This is a genomic window from Pontibacillus halophilus JSM 076056 = DSM 19796 (assembly GCF_000425205.1).
GTDB classification, from domain to species: domain Bacteria; phylum Bacillota; class Bacilli; order Bacillales; family BH030062; genus Pontibacillus_A; species Pontibacillus_A halophilus.
Genome location: NZ_AULI01000001.1, coordinates 395808 through 410517 on the forward strand (window position 1 = coordinate 395808; position 14710 = coordinate 410517).

Consider the following 14710-nt stretch of genomic DNA (forward strand, 5'->3'; position numbering starts at 1 on the left):
TCCTCCTAAATCATGACACTCTTCTCAATCTGTTTCATTTCGTAGAAATAGCCTCTCTTGTCCATCAATTCCGTAAAGGTGCCTTGCTCAATAATCGCTCCATTCTCCATCACAATAATCTGGTCCATCTGTTCAAGCCCTGCAAGGCGGTGACTAATGAGGACAAGCGTATCCTCTTTCGCTAGCTCAAACAGACGACGATACACACTTTGTTCGGTTAGAGCATCTAAGGATGAAGTAGGTTCATCGAGCATCCACGTTCCTGCACCCTTTAGCATGGCACGCGCAATCGCTAAGCGTTGTTTCTCCCCGTCAGACAGATTCTCTCCTCTTTCATAGACCGGGTCTTCGAGACGGAAATGACCTAACTCCACGTCCCTAAGTGCTGCTTGTAAGGCATCGTCTGAAGTAGCTTCATCCGCCACTAATAAATTGTCCCGAATGTTCCCATAGAAGAAGTGATTCTCCTGTAACACCACATTCATCTGCTGCCACAAGGATTCCTTCTGAATGCGCGAGAAGGGATGATGATTCACAGTTACGTTGCCATCACGAAGTACATAGACCCCAAGTAAAACTTGGAGAAGCGTTGACTTACCAGAACCACTTGGCCCTACAATTGCCGTTTTAGACCCTTTAGGAAGATGAACCTCCACTTCACGAAGCGCTGGGCGGGCATCGTTCTCGAAATACAATGTACCCCTTTCCACTCCAAATGCTAGAGGACCTTCTTCTATAGAGGTTTCACCGTCTTTTGTATTCTGCCCTTCCACGACTGAGTAAAGACGTCTAGATGCCCTCCTACTCTCTTCCAGATGCGTTGGCACAAGTGCCATAGGTGTGGCGTTCTCAAAGGCGGTCAAGGATAGCATCACTAGCATGGCAAGGAAGATCCCATCAAGCTGACCTTGTGTAACCTGATAAGCGGCTACAACAAGCACTGTCCAGGAAACCAGGAAGGAAACAAAAGAGTTTGTGGATTGATTGGCCATCATTTCTAACCCTTGCCGGTCCTGTTCATCCTGATAAGAATTTGAGAAGCGTTCCAACTCTCTTTCTTTCTCATCAAGCTTCTGATAAATCTTCAAATCACGATGGCCATAGAGCATCTCTGTCACTTCTGTAGACAGCTTCCCTCGACGTTCACGAATTCGACTTTCTACTTTACGCTGCTTACTTGCAAAGAACACCGGAATGACGACACTTGTTAATAGTAGACCCACCAGTAAGACCAAGCTAACATAATAAGAAAAGAATAACGTAAAGAGAATCGTACTCAAGAATACAATAGCAAGTACAATAGGCGGATAGAAGACACGAAGAAAGAAGTTCTGTAATGTCTCAACATCACCTACAATTCGGGCAAGCAAATCTCCGCTTCGATACTTGTGTAAGACCTTTGGTGCGAGTGGTTCTAGCTTCTCATAGAACGAAACGCGTAACCGACTTATGATTGAGAATGTTGCCCGGTGTGAGACAATCCGCTCCCCGTATCGTGCAAACGCCCTGAAGAATCCAAGTAACTTTAATAACGCAATCACGACCATTAACGCATACAGCGGTGTGGTCAAAGCTGCCTTAGAAATTAAATAACCACTAGCTGCAAACAAGCCGGCAGCTGACAAGCCGGCTAATGCACCAAAGACAATAGATAGATAAACATCTCGCTTTTCAGTAAGCACGAGCTTTACGATTTGAGATAAATCCTTCATGATGTCCCCCCTCGTTGTACAGATACCATGGCACGGTAGTCATCTGAATCATTCATCAGTGCGTCATGCGTCCCTTCAGCAACCAACTCCCCTGCTTCCAAGAGGAGAATGGCATCAGCATCTTTGATGGTATAGAGGCGATGGGCGACTGTAATGACTGTCGCTTTCTTCGAAAGCTCGTGGATCGACTGTTGTAGAATACGTTCGGTATCTAAATCGAGTCCCGTCGTAGGCTCATCAAATAAAACAATGGATGGGCGCTTTAAGAAGGCACGGGCTAATGCCACACGCTGTTTCTCACCGCCAGACAATCCGCGTCCTCCTTCACCGACCGTTGTGTCCAACCCATCTGGGAGTTCTTCAATGAGGGATGTGAGACCCGCACTTTCAGCAGCTTTAAACACCTCATCCTGTGTAGCCTCTCGACCCGCGCCAATCACAATATTGTCATACAGCGTGCCAGAGAACAGATAAGGGTGTTGTGAAATGTAGCTCAAGTGCTTCAACCATTCGTGTTCCTCATAGTTCAATAGCGGCTCGCCATTCACAAGAATCTGTCCAGACGTTGGTTGAGCTAGACCAGATAGAAGATGTAGCATCGTCGTCTTTCCTGCCCCACTTCGGCCAATGATCGCTACGTTTTGATAGGGTTCAATACGAGCTTCCACATCCTTCAATGCACGTGCCTCTCCATCGTAGGAGAAGGACAAGTTTTGAAGCTCGATGCGTGGAGGTTCTTCTACTTGTAACGTTTTCTCACCCCATGTCACTTCATCGTCCGCCTCAAGCTCACGATAAATTTTCTCAGCAGCTCCTAGACTTGTCCGCCCTGTATGGAAAGCTTGTCCAAGACTTTTCAGAGACAAGTAATATTCAGGTGCGAGAATCAGGATGAAAAAGGCTGTGTAGAACGTCATCGTATCGTCTCCTACAAGACGGAAACTAATTTCAAGCGCAATTAGCCCAATGCTCAACATAGAGATGAATTCAAGCATGAGAGAAGAAGTAAAGGCAATCTTCAACACTTCCATCGTTGCATCACGAAAACGGTGACTGCTCGTTTCAATCGTTTCCTTCTGCTTTCTAGATTGGCCATAGAGTCTTAAAGTCGTTAACCCTTGTAACGTATCAAGAAAGCTGCCAGAGAATGAGGACAATTCCTCGAGCTGTTCTTCTGACTTTTCTTGAGTCTTCATTCCAATAATTGCATAGAAGAGCGGCACCAATGGAGCGGTAATCAACATAATAAGAGCTGAATTCACATGTAGAGAGAACGTCGCAATCAGGATTACTAACGGTATAATAGATGTTTGGACGACTTGTGGGATGTATTGGCTGAAATAGCTGTCCACTTCATCCACCGCATCCATCATCACGCTGACCTTCTGACCAGATTGTCCCTTAATTGAAGCGTGCACAGGCGACTTCGAGAACTTGGCGAGAAGCGTTTTCCGAAAGTAACGTTTCACCCTTGACCCTAGTTTCACCCCTGTACGTCCATGTACGTAGGTTAGAAGCGAACGAAGCAACATCGTTCCGGCAAGCCCTGCTAAATAAGGCGCTACATCTCGTAACGTCTCACCCTTAAAGAAAATTCCATCTACAACTTCTACGAAGAAATAAGCTTGGCCAATGACACTTCCTCCAATGAGAAGGCCAATGACAAATAAGAAAAGTTGCGTACCTCTATAGTGTCGAGCAATTTCATTTAATCGGTTCATATTCGCTATGATCTCCTTACATTTTGTAACGTTTCAAGAAGTTAAAAGTGATGATCAACGAATTAGTGAAACATTTCACAAAGTATAGATTTAGTATAACGCGAACGAGGAGTTCATGCACCTATCTAGCTTGAAAATTTTATGACATTCGGTGTACTTCATTATCTTTCTACCCAGATATTAAGGATTGTAATAGAAATCGAGCCAATCGAAACACTCATAATATAAAAGGCACTAGGAAAATTTATGTACAAATTGTTAACAATGGTTGAAAGTACTTGATAAAAGTTTGTGAAAGTGTGAACATGTAAATGTGAAATACATCACAAACTTTCCAAACGTGAATTGGGGGACTGACCATGAATCAAGAAAAAGTGAATCGAGTTGTTGTAATCGGAGCAGGAGCAGTTGGGAGTAGCTACGCATTCTCTCTAGTCAATCAAGCCATTACAGATGAGCTTGTCATTGTCGACTTAAATGAGGATAAGGCGATGGGAGACGCTATGGATTTAAATCACGGTAAAGTATTTGCTCCGAACCCAACGAGAACCTGGTATGGCACTTATGAGGATTGTGAACAAGCGGACCTTGTTTGTATCTGTGCTGGCGCCAATCAAAAGCCAGGAGAAACTCGTCTCGATCTCGTGAAGAAGAACGTATCTATCTTTAAGACAATCGTTGACCAAGTGATGGCTTCAGGGTTTAACGGAATCTTCCTTGTAGCTACAAATCCAGTCGACATTTTGACTTATGCCACTTGGATTTTCAGCGGATTGCCTAAAGAACGCGTGATTGGGAGTGGCACCATTCTTGATTCTGGTCGATTACGTTTCTTACTCGGAGAGTACTTTGATGTTGCACCAGGAAGCGTACACGCAAGCATTATCGGAGAACATGGAGACACAGAGTTACCCGTATGGAGCCGCGCTACAATTAGCGGAATTCCAATTAAGGATATCGTGGCGGAGAACGCGTCTTACCAGATGGAAGACCTAGATGAAATCTTCGTGAACGTTCGAGATGCCGCTTACCATATTATTGAGAAGAAAGGGGCTACCTACTACGGAATCGCTATGGGATTGGCCCGGATTACGAAGGCCATCTTGCATAACGAGAATTGTGTCCTCACTGTAAGTGCGTATTTAGATGGTGAATATGGAGAGAAAGATGTCTATATCGGAGTCCCTGCTGTCATCAACCGCTCCGGATTACGCAACATTATGGAAATGAAGCTGGATGAGACAGAACAACAACAGTTTAACCATAGTGCCACTGTCTTGAAAGGAATCCTAGCAGAGAACTTCTAGATAATTCGGACCTAACATAGAAAAGAGATGATTCTCATGTGGATGCAGCAGTATGACCCGTTTCAAAATGAGTATGTGAGCGCACTCGTCGCAGCCATCCCTATTTTATTCTTTCTGTTCACACTCGCCGGACTTAAGATGAAAGGAATTGTAGCGGCTGGTCTAACGCTTCTCGTTAGTCTAGCCGTCTCTGTCCTCGCCTTCGATATACCAATTGCACAAGCTGTTTCTGCCACCTTCCTCGGTGTTGCGAAAGGATTATGGCCGATTGGATATATTGTACTCATGGCGGTATGGCTTTATAAAATTGCTGTGAAAACAGGGAAATTCACTGTTATTCGCTCTAGTATCGCAAGCATTTCTACGGACCAACGTTTGCAACTACTCTTAATTGGATTTTCTTTCAATGCATTCTTAGAAGGCGCAGCCGGATTTGGTGTACCTATCGCCATTTGTGCAGCCTTGCTTGTGGAACTTGGATTTAGACCTTTGAAAGCTGCCGCTTTATGTTTAATCGCAAATGCAGCATCAGGGGCCTTTGGCGCCATTGGTATCCCTGTTATTGTGGGAGCACAAATGGGGAACATGGAAACAATGGAATTGTCTCGCACATTAGCGTTTACACTTCCTATGATCTCATTTGCTATTCCATTTCTTCTCGTCTTTATCCTAGATGGCTTCAAGGGGGTTATGGGAACGTTCCCAGCCTTGCTTGTCGTTAGTGGATTGTATACCGGTACCCAATTGGTCACGATCTTATGGCTAGGGCCAGAGCTAGCTAATATTCTCGCCGCACTCATTAGCATGGGCGGACTTGCCATCTTCTTAAGAAAATGGCAGCCAGCTACAATCTATCGTGAAGAAGGAGCTACATCTAATACCAACCAGCAATCATACAGTATCCTTGAAATTATTAAAGCTTGGTCACCGTTCTACATCTTAACAGCTACGATTACGATCTGGAGTTTACCAGCTTTTAAAGCATTATTCAGCGAAGGTGGCGCACTTAGCTTTACAACACGCTTACTAAAGACACCATTCTTACACGAGGAAATTGCCAAAACCGTACCTATCGCTCCAGAAGTTACGGCCTTGGAAGCCGTCTTCAAGCTTGACCTGCTCAGTGCAACTGGTACAGCGATTCTAGTCGCGGTTTTACTTACAGGGTTGTTCTCAAATGCTATAAAACTCAATGAGGGCTTCCAATCCCTTCAGGAGACAACGAAAGAACTTTGGATTCCGATTCTAACAATCTGCTTCGTAATGGGATTTGCCAGCCTGTCCAACTACGCTGGGTTGAGTTCTTCTATTGGACTCGCCTTATCTAAGACGGGCGATCTCTTCCCTATGTTCAGCCCGATTCTTGGATGGATCGGCGTATTTATCACTGGCTCTGTTGTAAGTAACAACGCATTGTTTGGACACTTGCAAATGGTGACTGCGAACCAAATTGCGACCACACCCGCATTGCTTCTTGGCGCCAACACAGCTGGTGGTGTCATGGCGAAGCTGATTTCACCACAATCCATCGCCATTGCCACAGCTGCCGTTAAACAGACTGGACAGGAATCCACGCTGTTCACAATGACACTACGCTATAGCATCGCATTGTTAGCCATCATTTGTTTATGGACTTACTTACTCTCTGTAGCGGTGTTTTAATAAGACTTGTGATCGCCAGGAGCACTCATTAAGAAAAGGAGCCACTAGTGGCTCCTTTTCCTGTTATGATAATGACTTCAAATACGTAGCAACCGTCTCGATACCTTTAGTGAAATTCTCAAGATGGAAATGCTCATTTGGCGCGTGTAAATTCTCAGATGGCAATCCAAAGCCCATTAGGACGACTGGAGCCTGCAACACCCGAGAGAAGTTCTCAACAATCGGGATCGAGCCTCCTTCTTTCGGGAAGAGTGGACGAGTGCCATACACCTCTTCATAAGCATCTGCTGCCTTTTGAATCATGGGGTCAGACGAATCAAGCGATACTGGCTTTGCCGTAATGAGCTTCTTCATGTTGGCCGTTGCCCCAGTTGGTTGGTAACGACGTACATGACCTTCTATTTGACGATACACTTCGTCAGGGTCTTGTTCTCCGACTAAACGACAGCTTATCTTGGCATGTGCCTCACTTGGTACAATCGTTTTAAACCCTTCTTCATGATGACCACCAGCCATTCCATTAATCTCAAGCGTTGGTCGAATTCCTGTCCGCTCCTGGAATGTAAACCCTTCTTCTCCATATAAGGATTGGAGTCCAAGGTCCTTTAACGTCTGCTCTTCATTGAAAGGGATTTGAGCGACCTCCTCTTTCAATAACTCCGTCGGTTCTGGAACACCTTGATAGAAGCCTTCTACCGCCACTTGACCAGTTTCATCATGGAAGGAATCAAGCAGACGCACGAGGCTGTGAAGGGCATTCGGTACGCCGCCCCCATATACACCTGAGTGAAGGTCCGTATTCGCTGTTTTAACTGAGAGTTCTAATGCTAATGCCCCGCGCAAGGATGTACAAAGTGCAGGCAGGCCAGGCTCAATAAACGATGTATCGGAAATAACGACCGCGTCCGCTCCCAATTTCCCCTCGTTCTGTTCGATATACGGTGGAAGGTTCGGACTGGCTATTTCTTCTTCGCCTTCAATGCAGAACTTCACATTCACAGGAAGTTCTCCTCTTTCATCAAATAAAGCTTCCATAGCCTTAATATGTAGGTAGAGTTGTCCTTTATCATCCGTCGCTCCCCTTGCATAGAGCTTCCCATCACGCACCTCTGGCTGAAATGGGTTTGAGTTCCACAAATCTAAAGGAGCAGCAGGTTGCACATCATAATGACCATAGATGAGTACAGTTGGCTTTCCTTCTGCATGCAACCAGTCCGCATACACGATTGGATGCCCCTCTGTCTCGACCAGTTCAACATGTTCAAGACCTGCAGACTGAAGTGACTCTGCTACCCATTCTGCTGCTTTATGGACATCTTCTTTATGTTCTGGCATGGATGAGATACTAGGGATGGAAAGAAAAGAAGTCAATTCTTCCACCATTCGTTCTTCATGCTTTTGAATATACTGAGATACACTCATCTCGCTTCCTCCTTTTACATCGTCTTCTTCTCATTATAGAGGACTCTATAAAGAAAAGCATAGCCATCACGGCTATGCTTCTCTCATCCTCGATTAGGATTGGTGCCCGTCATTAAAGATTACCATCTTACTAGCAACGTAATTAAAGACGACAACTAAGACATTTGTGACGATCTTGGCTAGCATATCGTCTTGTTGTGCGACGTCGATTAGAAGCACCATCATACCTAAATCCATTAGGTAAGATAGGATTCTAGCTCCAAAGAAAGGCCCAATTTCTCTATAGATGGAGCGCGAACTCTTAAATACGTACGATTTGTTCGTGAAGAAGGCAAACAACACCGATACGAACCATGCAACCGTCGTAGCAATCTTATAATCAACCCCGACGCTCACGAACAAATAGTACGTGATGATGTTCAGAACGGTCGTTAACCCACCGAATATAAGGTATAACAGCGCCTCTTTTTTCACTCCGTGCTTATTCATACATTCACCTGCTACTCCTCATTTCTAAAAGGTAATTCTACGTTTGTCTCTCGCTCTTCGTTGTACTCATCGATAAAGTAAAGTGGACGGCGCTTCGTTTCGTTAAAGACGCGTCCCAGATACTCTCCTATAATCCCAAGTACAATGAGCTGTATTCCACCGATAAATAAGATGGCACTCATTAAGGACGGATATCCTTGCACTGACTCCCCGAAAGCTAACGTTTTAAAGATAATCCATACCATATAGATAAATGCAAATAGTGATACTCCCATCCCCATCAAGGAAGATATTCGAAGAGGAGATGTGGTGAAGGACGTAACCCCTTCAATGGCTAAATCAACTAGCTTGCCGTAGTTCCATTTCGTCTCACCAGAGATACGTGGGTCGCGGTCGAAGAGAATTTCCTTCTTCTTGTAGCCTACCCAGCTGAACATCCCTTTGGTATAACGCTGAGTTTCTCGCAGTTGCTTCAACGCTTCTACACAGCGACGATCAAGAAGACGAAAGTCGCCCGTATTCTCTTGGATAGGCACTTGGCTCATACGCTTCAACGTCTTATAGAAGAGGCTCGCTGTCGCTTTCTTAAACCATGTTTCTCCTTTACGACTACGACGCTTCGCATAGACGTCGTCATAGCCCTCTTCCCAATACTGAACCATCTCAGGAATAAGTTCAGGCGGGTCTTGCAGGTCAGCATCGAGTATAATGACCGCATCTCCTTTAGCATAATCAAGTCCAGCAATCATCGCTGTTTCTTTCCCGAAATTACGAGATAGATTCACATATGATACACGCTTGTCCTGCTCGCGAAGCTGCTTAATAATAGATAACGTGTTATCTTTACTTCCATCGTTTACAAAGAGCAATTCCAGATTGTAGGTCGGCATCGTCGCTAGCACACTAAAGATTCGGTCATATAAATAATGCAACGATTCTTCTTCGTTATAGGCCGGCACTAATACGGTCAATGTTTTCATTTATGATCAATCCTTTTCTCCTTTAAAAATAAGCATATCTACATACAAGCTTCTTCAAATCTACATATAATTCGACATATAAAAAATGGAAACCCAACTAATAACTTTAACATGAAACCCTTCTTATTACACCCTCTTAAAGACCTTTATTTTAAGAAGGAGAGCTGCCAGTGGAATAGATTTCTACTTGCCTAATTTCATACAACCCATCTCCATTACTTAATAAATTAACGGAGAATCGTTTGTCGGTACCGTATACGAATACTAAGAGTTTTGATATAATTTACAGAATATTTATTCGTTTTAAGGAGCTGCCTTCTTCATGCGAAAATTATTCACGCTTGCTCTTTCCCTTATCGGTTGCGTGCTTTTCTATTATACGTTCCAAGCAGTGACTGACGTATTTTATAACGACTGGGATTTACCTGCTGCCACGGAGCAATCTAGTAACAAGCCAAGAGTTGTGTTGATTTTGAATGAGGTAGACCATCCATTTTGGGGACAAGTGGTTAATGGGGCTTGGAAACAAGCAGCTGTCTCTGAAGTAAGTCTCGAAGTAAGCGGTTCGTTTAGCAACGACCCGGACGATTTCCTACGCAACATTGAAATTGCCATCTATTCAAAGGTAGACGGCATTATTGTGCAAGGCAATGCAAATGAGAAATTTGAATCCTTAACGAAATTAAAAGCCGCCTCTTACGGCATACCGATTATTACTGTCGCACATGACGTTCCAAAGGAAGACAGCCTACGGAAAACGTATGTGGGGTCTAATCAAGTGAAAGCTGGTGAACAGCTCGCTCGACAGCTTATTCATGATATGGGCTCAAGTGGTGAAGTCATTCTGATGGTAGGCGATACATCTGATTATGTACAACAGCAGCGCTTGGAGGGAATTGAGAATTATTTAGCCTCTCACTCATCTATAACTGTGAACAGCCAATCTGTTGGGAACGAAAGACAAGGCGAGGTAATCACCGTTAGTAATTTGTTAAATCAATACCCTCACTCCAAAGCATTCGTAGCGGTGAACGGGACCTATACGAAAGAGCTTGTCGATGAGATTGAAACGAGGACGAACGTGGAACCCTATTTCATCTACACATTCGACGAGGAACGAGAGGCATCTTCCCTCCTAAAGGAGGAGAAAATCGATGGCGTAGTGAAACAATCTCCTGAAGCAATGGGCAAGCGGAGCGTAGAGCTCATGAAGAATTGGATTGAGAAAGAAAATGTTCCGCTTTCTATTGAGGGTTACTATACAGAAACGAAGCTCGTAAAGGAATTGACTGCCGAATGAGACATTTACAGAATAAGATTTGGTCATTAGCGGTTGTCGTACTCCTCATTATGGTTGTCATTTGGGTTTCTTTAACGTATTACAACGAGAAAATGCAGGATCAATATAATCAAATTCTAGAGCGATACCTCGTCATGAACGAATTAAGTGTGATGAGTCAGGAATTAGTGACCGCCCTAAATACCTATACGCTTCATCCTTCTAAAGAGAATTTAGAGAAAGTTCAACAATACAAGCATCAAGTTAACGATCGCACACTTGAAATGAACGCATACAAACACGTCGATAATGAAGCTGAATTGACAAACTATACGCATCTAGTTAATAGCGTCGTTGAATTAACAGACCAATCTATTAATTTTCAGCTTTCAGGTGAAACCGATACTGCGAAACTAGCACTGAGTGAAGCCCTTCATGTCTCTGATTACGTATCTGAACTCCGATTATCCGTCATCGACGCAGAATCTAGTTCCTATGACCGCTTCTATAGGGAGATGATCGAACGCTCCGAAGCATTAACGGAACTAGGAATCTGGTTACTCTTATTGATTATCTTGTTACTCTTATGCTTTACGTATTGGTTCTCTCAACGTATCACTAAACCCCTTGAAAGCTTAACTTACTCAGCGAAGCAACTTTCGAAAGGGGACTTTGATGCACAGATTATCACCAACTCAAAAGACGAAACAGCTATCCTGGCTAGCACATTTGAACAAATGCGGATTAACATCAATCATTTATTTAAAGAAATTAGACAAAAGGCTAAACTAGAGAAAGAACTGCAACAAAGTAGATACCTCCTGAAAGAAAGTCAGCTACTTAGCCTTCAGCGCCAAATTAACCCTCACTTTTTATTTAATACATTGAACACTCTATCGAAGAAAGCGTATATGGAAGGCTCTATGGAGACAAGTGACTTACTCGTCAGCATTGCTGACCTGCTACGCTACAATTTAAAACATATGGACCAGCCTACTGCCTTACGGGAGGAAGTCTATGTACTAAAGCAGTACGTCGACATCCAAAAAGCTCGATTCACAGACCGACTAACGTTCCATTGCGACATTGAGGAAACATGCCTAGATGTTCAAATTCCAGGACTAACGCTTCAACCAATAATTGAAAACGCTATCATCCATGCAGTAGAACCGAACGAAGATGGCGGAGTCATTACGTTTAGGGTGACCCACAATGAACAAAGGGTTGCGATAGAAATCGAAGATAATGGACCAGGGATGACAAGTGAGAAGGTGGATGAACTGCTTGATTCGAACACGCAAACAGTTAGTGAGCGTAGCACGGGTATAGGGTTTAAGAATGTCGTTCAGAGGCTTCGTATCTTCAATGGAGAGCATGACATAGTTCATATCAATAGCCAGCTCGGAATAGGGACTACGGTGACGCTATATATCTCAAAGGACAGAGGTGAGAAGAAGGATGATTAAAGTGCTTATTGTCGATGATGAACAGACAGAACGGGAAGGCTTAGAACTTATACTAACAAGACACTTTGAAAACCTTGAAATCCAACAAGCTAAGAATGGGCGTATCGCTCTCGAACGCGCAAGTACATATAAGCCTAATCTCATCTTTATGGACATTCAAATGCCCGGTTTATCAGGGATTGAAGCCATCCAAGAACTCCAACAGCGTGACTGTCACGCCAAGATCATTCTCGTAACCGCCTATGCAACCTTTGAGTATGCGAAGCAAGCTATGAAACTCGGTGTCCATGATTATATCGTGAAACCAAGTAAAATCTCTGAGATTGTGAAGACCGTTGAGAATGTATTGGATGTAATTAAAGAGGAGCAAGTTCAAGAACAGAAGCAGCAGCACACCCTTCAAGCGGCTATGTCCGTCTTTGAAACGGATGTTGTGACCCAGCTCTTATTTGATCATGTTCACGAAGTACATCTTAACCAACTCGTAGATTTGCTCCACATCCCCCTATCAGAAGATAAATTTGTGATGAGTTTACTAATCCCTGAAGGCGGTTCTTTAGCATATTCAAAGATTAAAGAAGCGGTTCGAGCATCAGGGAGCGGTTGGGTAGGCGCATTAAACGGGCGCCACGTTCCCATAATTGTGTTTCGGGATTCAAGAAAGTCCTATCGTCATCAGTCCATGTCACTCGCACAAGAAATACTGTCGATAAGCGCTAATCAGGAACATCAGTGGTTTATCGGAATCGGAGATGTGTACAAACCGATAGAGAAAATTAAGCATTCTTACCAAGAATCATTGATGGCTACAAGAGACTTTCAACAATCGAGGAAATACCAATATTATGGCGACCTTCCTACACTCACGCTCGACGTCTCCTCTCAATCCTATAAAGCTTATGAAGAGCAATTCTATGGTTCTATTCGAAATCGAAACTGGACTGAGCTACTTGCCCACGTCCAAGACAGTATAGATGACCTAGAACGGAACTCGGTCACGATGATGGTCGCACAGAAGCAAATCGCTGAAATGCTGTGGCTAATCTCATCCATCCTTGCTGACATGGGCGTATCAGTAGAACTCCCCATATTCTCTGTACAAGTAACAAGCTATAAACAACTCCGAAATGAAACCGCCTTTATGCTCGAACGAATGCAAGAAGCACATTACGAACATAGTCAGCAAACGGAAGGCGATATGATTGAGCAAATTAAAAATTACGTAATTGACCATGCCCACCAAGACCTGTCGCTTGAACGAATCAGCAAAGAAGTAGCACTTAGTCCGATATATATTAGTAAACTCTTCAAAGAGAAACTTGGCGTAAACTATATTACGTTTCTGACAGATTGTCGGCTCGAGAAGGCCAAGAAGCTCATGAGAGACTCAGAGAAAAGCATGAAAGAGATCTCCATTGAAGTTGGCTACCATGATCCTAATTATTTCAGCAAAGTCTTTAAGAAGAGTTACCATATGTCACCTACCGAATATCGAAAGAAAAACGTCATACGGTAAGTACGAAAGGAGCTAGGTTATGATCCGTCTCATACTGTTACCCACTCTTCTTATCTGTCTCGCTATGGCTACAGCCTGTACCCCTACGCGCGACGAAGCAGTAGACCGTCCTATGCCTACGCCACCTGAACCATCAAAGGAAACAATGCGCATTGAGGATTTAACGATTGGGTTCTCTATGGACACGTTACAAGAAGACCGCTGGCATAAAGATCGAACTCTCTTTAAACAAGCGGTGGAGAACGCAGGAGCAGAGGTGCTGATTGAAGTCGCCAATGGAGATGATGCGAAGCAAGTCTGGCAGACAGAGAAGATGATCGACAAAGGCATTGATGTGCTTGTCGTCGTGCCACATAACGCTGAGTCAATGGCAGCCATCGTCGAACGAGCGCACGATGCGAACATTAAAGTCCTCTCCTACGACCGACTTGTTCGAAACGCCGAAGTAGATTTCTATATTTCTTATGACAACGAGCAAGTTGGTACTCTTCAAGCTGAAGCAATGACGGCAATCGTTCCAGAAGGAAACTACGTTTACATCGGAGGTGCTGAAACAGATTATAATGCACACCTGCTAAAGAAGGGAGTCTTCGACGTGCTTCAACCGTACATTGAACGGGGTGACATTCGCGTGGTCTTTGATGATTGGACAAAGGACTGGGTGCTACAATACGCCAAAGAAAATATGCAGCTCGCACTGGAAGCGAATCTTGAACAGATTGACGCGGTTATCGCTGGTAATGATGCCACAGCTGGTGCTGCGATTGAAACGATTGAGAAGTATGGCCTTGAAAGGACCATCCCTGTAGCAGGGCAAGACGCCGACCTCGCTGGCATTAAACGAATCGTATCTGGCACCCAACGCTTCACCGTTTACAAGAGTATCGACAAGTTGACAGAACGTGCAGTAGAACTAGCCATCCAACTTGCGATGGGAGAAGACATCGTTCAAGACAAGACCATTAACAATGGCAAGATAAACGTCCCTTCCATTCTCCTCTCTCCTGTTCTCGTCAATCAGTCCAACATCACTGAAACAGTTATTGTAGACGGTTTTCACCAAGAAGCTGACATTTACGGCCCCTGACTATCAACGAACACGCGACCAACTTTCGTCTTGGTCGCCTTTTTTATGCCCCTTTAAACGAAATTCTAC

General features: G+C 44.1%; 11 protein-coding genes. 6 read left to right on the forward strand and 5 right to left on the reverse strand.

Features of this window, described 5'->3' with window-relative positions:
• Positions 1-5: 5 nt before the first annotated feature.
• Positions 6-1712, reverse strand: a complete 1707-nt coding sequence (gene cydC / locus H513_RS0101825) for a thiol reductant ABC exporter subunit CydC (protein ID WP_026799169.1) — start codon at positions 1710-1712, stop codon at positions 6-8.
• Positions 1709-3433 carry a thiol reductant ABC exporter subunit CydD gene (cydD, locus tag H513_RS0101830; RefSeq protein WP_026799170.1) on the reverse strand — a complete coding sequence of 575 codons (1725 nt, stop codon included), beginning with the start codon at positions 3431-3433 and terminating at the stop codon, positions 1709-1711. Before cydD ends, cydC begins: the two co-directional genes overlap by 4 nt.
• Before the next feature lie 359 nt (positions 3434-3792).
• Between cydD and H513_RS0101835 the strand changes: the two genes are divergently transcribed.
• Together H513_RS0101835 and H513_RS0101840 are read left to right on the forward strand one after the other, a co-directional pair.
• Complete coding sequence (locus tag H513_RS0101835) at positions 3793-4740, forward strand: L-lactate dehydrogenase (RefSeq protein ID WP_026799171.1); 948 nt, start codon at positions 3793-3795, stop codon at positions 4738-4740.
• Between the two features lie 36 nt (positions 4741-4776).
• A complete protein-coding gene (locus H513_RS0101840; RefSeq protein WP_026799172.1) occupies positions 4777-6402 on the forward strand; it encodes an L-lactate permease in 1626 nt (541 codons plus the stop codon).
• A gap of 63 nt (positions 6403-6465) precedes the next feature.
• Here the strand turns inward: H513_RS0101840 and H513_RS0101845 are convergent, their stop codons facing one another.
• From H513_RS0101845 to H513_RS0101855, 3 genes are all read right to left on the reverse strand, one after another.
• Positions 6466-7824 (reverse strand): dipeptidase, encoded by a 1359-nt coding sequence (locus H513_RS0101845; RefSeq protein ID WP_026799173.1) that lies wholly within the window; start codon positions 7822-7824, stop codon positions 6466-6468.
• A gap of 93 nt (positions 7825-7917) precedes the next feature.
• The gene (locus tag H513_RS0101850) at positions 7918-8313 is read right to left on the reverse strand and encodes a GtrA family protein (RefSeq protein WP_026799174.1); all 396 of its coding nucleotides are present in this window, start codon (positions 8311-8313) and stop codon (positions 7918-7920) included.
• Between the two features lie 11 nt (positions 8314-8324).
• Positions 8325-9293, reverse strand: a complete 969-nt coding sequence (locus H513_RS0101855; protein WP_026799175.1) for a glycosyltransferase family 2 protein — start codon at positions 9291-9293, stop codon at positions 8325-8327.
• A 322-nt stretch (positions 9294-9615) separates the two neighbouring features.
• Here H513_RS0101855 and H513_RS0101860 point away from each other — a divergent pair, with 322 nt between their 5' ends.
• Genes H513_RS0101860 through H513_RS0101875 form a run of 4 tightly spaced genes read left to right on the forward strand, consistent with a single transcriptional unit; the run spans position 9616 to position 14641 of the window.
• On the forward strand, positions 9616-10593 hold the full coding sequence (locus H513_RS0101860) for a sugar ABC transporter substrate-binding protein (RefSeq protein WP_026799176.1): 978 nt from the start codon (positions 9616-9618) through the stop codon (positions 10591-10593).
• On the forward strand, positions 10590-12038 hold the full coding sequence (locus H513_RS0101865) for a sensor histidine kinase (protein ID WP_026799177.1): 1449 nt from the start codon (positions 10590-10592) through the stop codon (positions 12036-12038). The genes H513_RS0101860 and H513_RS0101865 overlap by 4 nt, the downstream gene beginning before the upstream one ends.
• The gene (locus tag H513_RS0101870) at positions 12031-13554 is read left to right on the forward strand and encodes a response regulator (RefSeq protein WP_026799178.1); all 1524 of its coding nucleotides are present in this window, start codon (positions 12031-12033) and stop codon (positions 13552-13554) included. Before H513_RS0101865 ends, H513_RS0101870 begins: the two co-directional genes overlap by 8 nt.
• A 19-nt stretch (positions 13555-13573) precedes the next feature.
• A complete protein-coding gene (locus H513_RS0101875; RefSeq protein WP_026799179.1) occupies positions 13574-14641 on the forward strand; it encodes a sugar ABC transporter substrate-binding protein in 1068 nt (355 codons plus the stop codon).
• Positions 14642-14710: the final 69 nt, after the last annotated feature.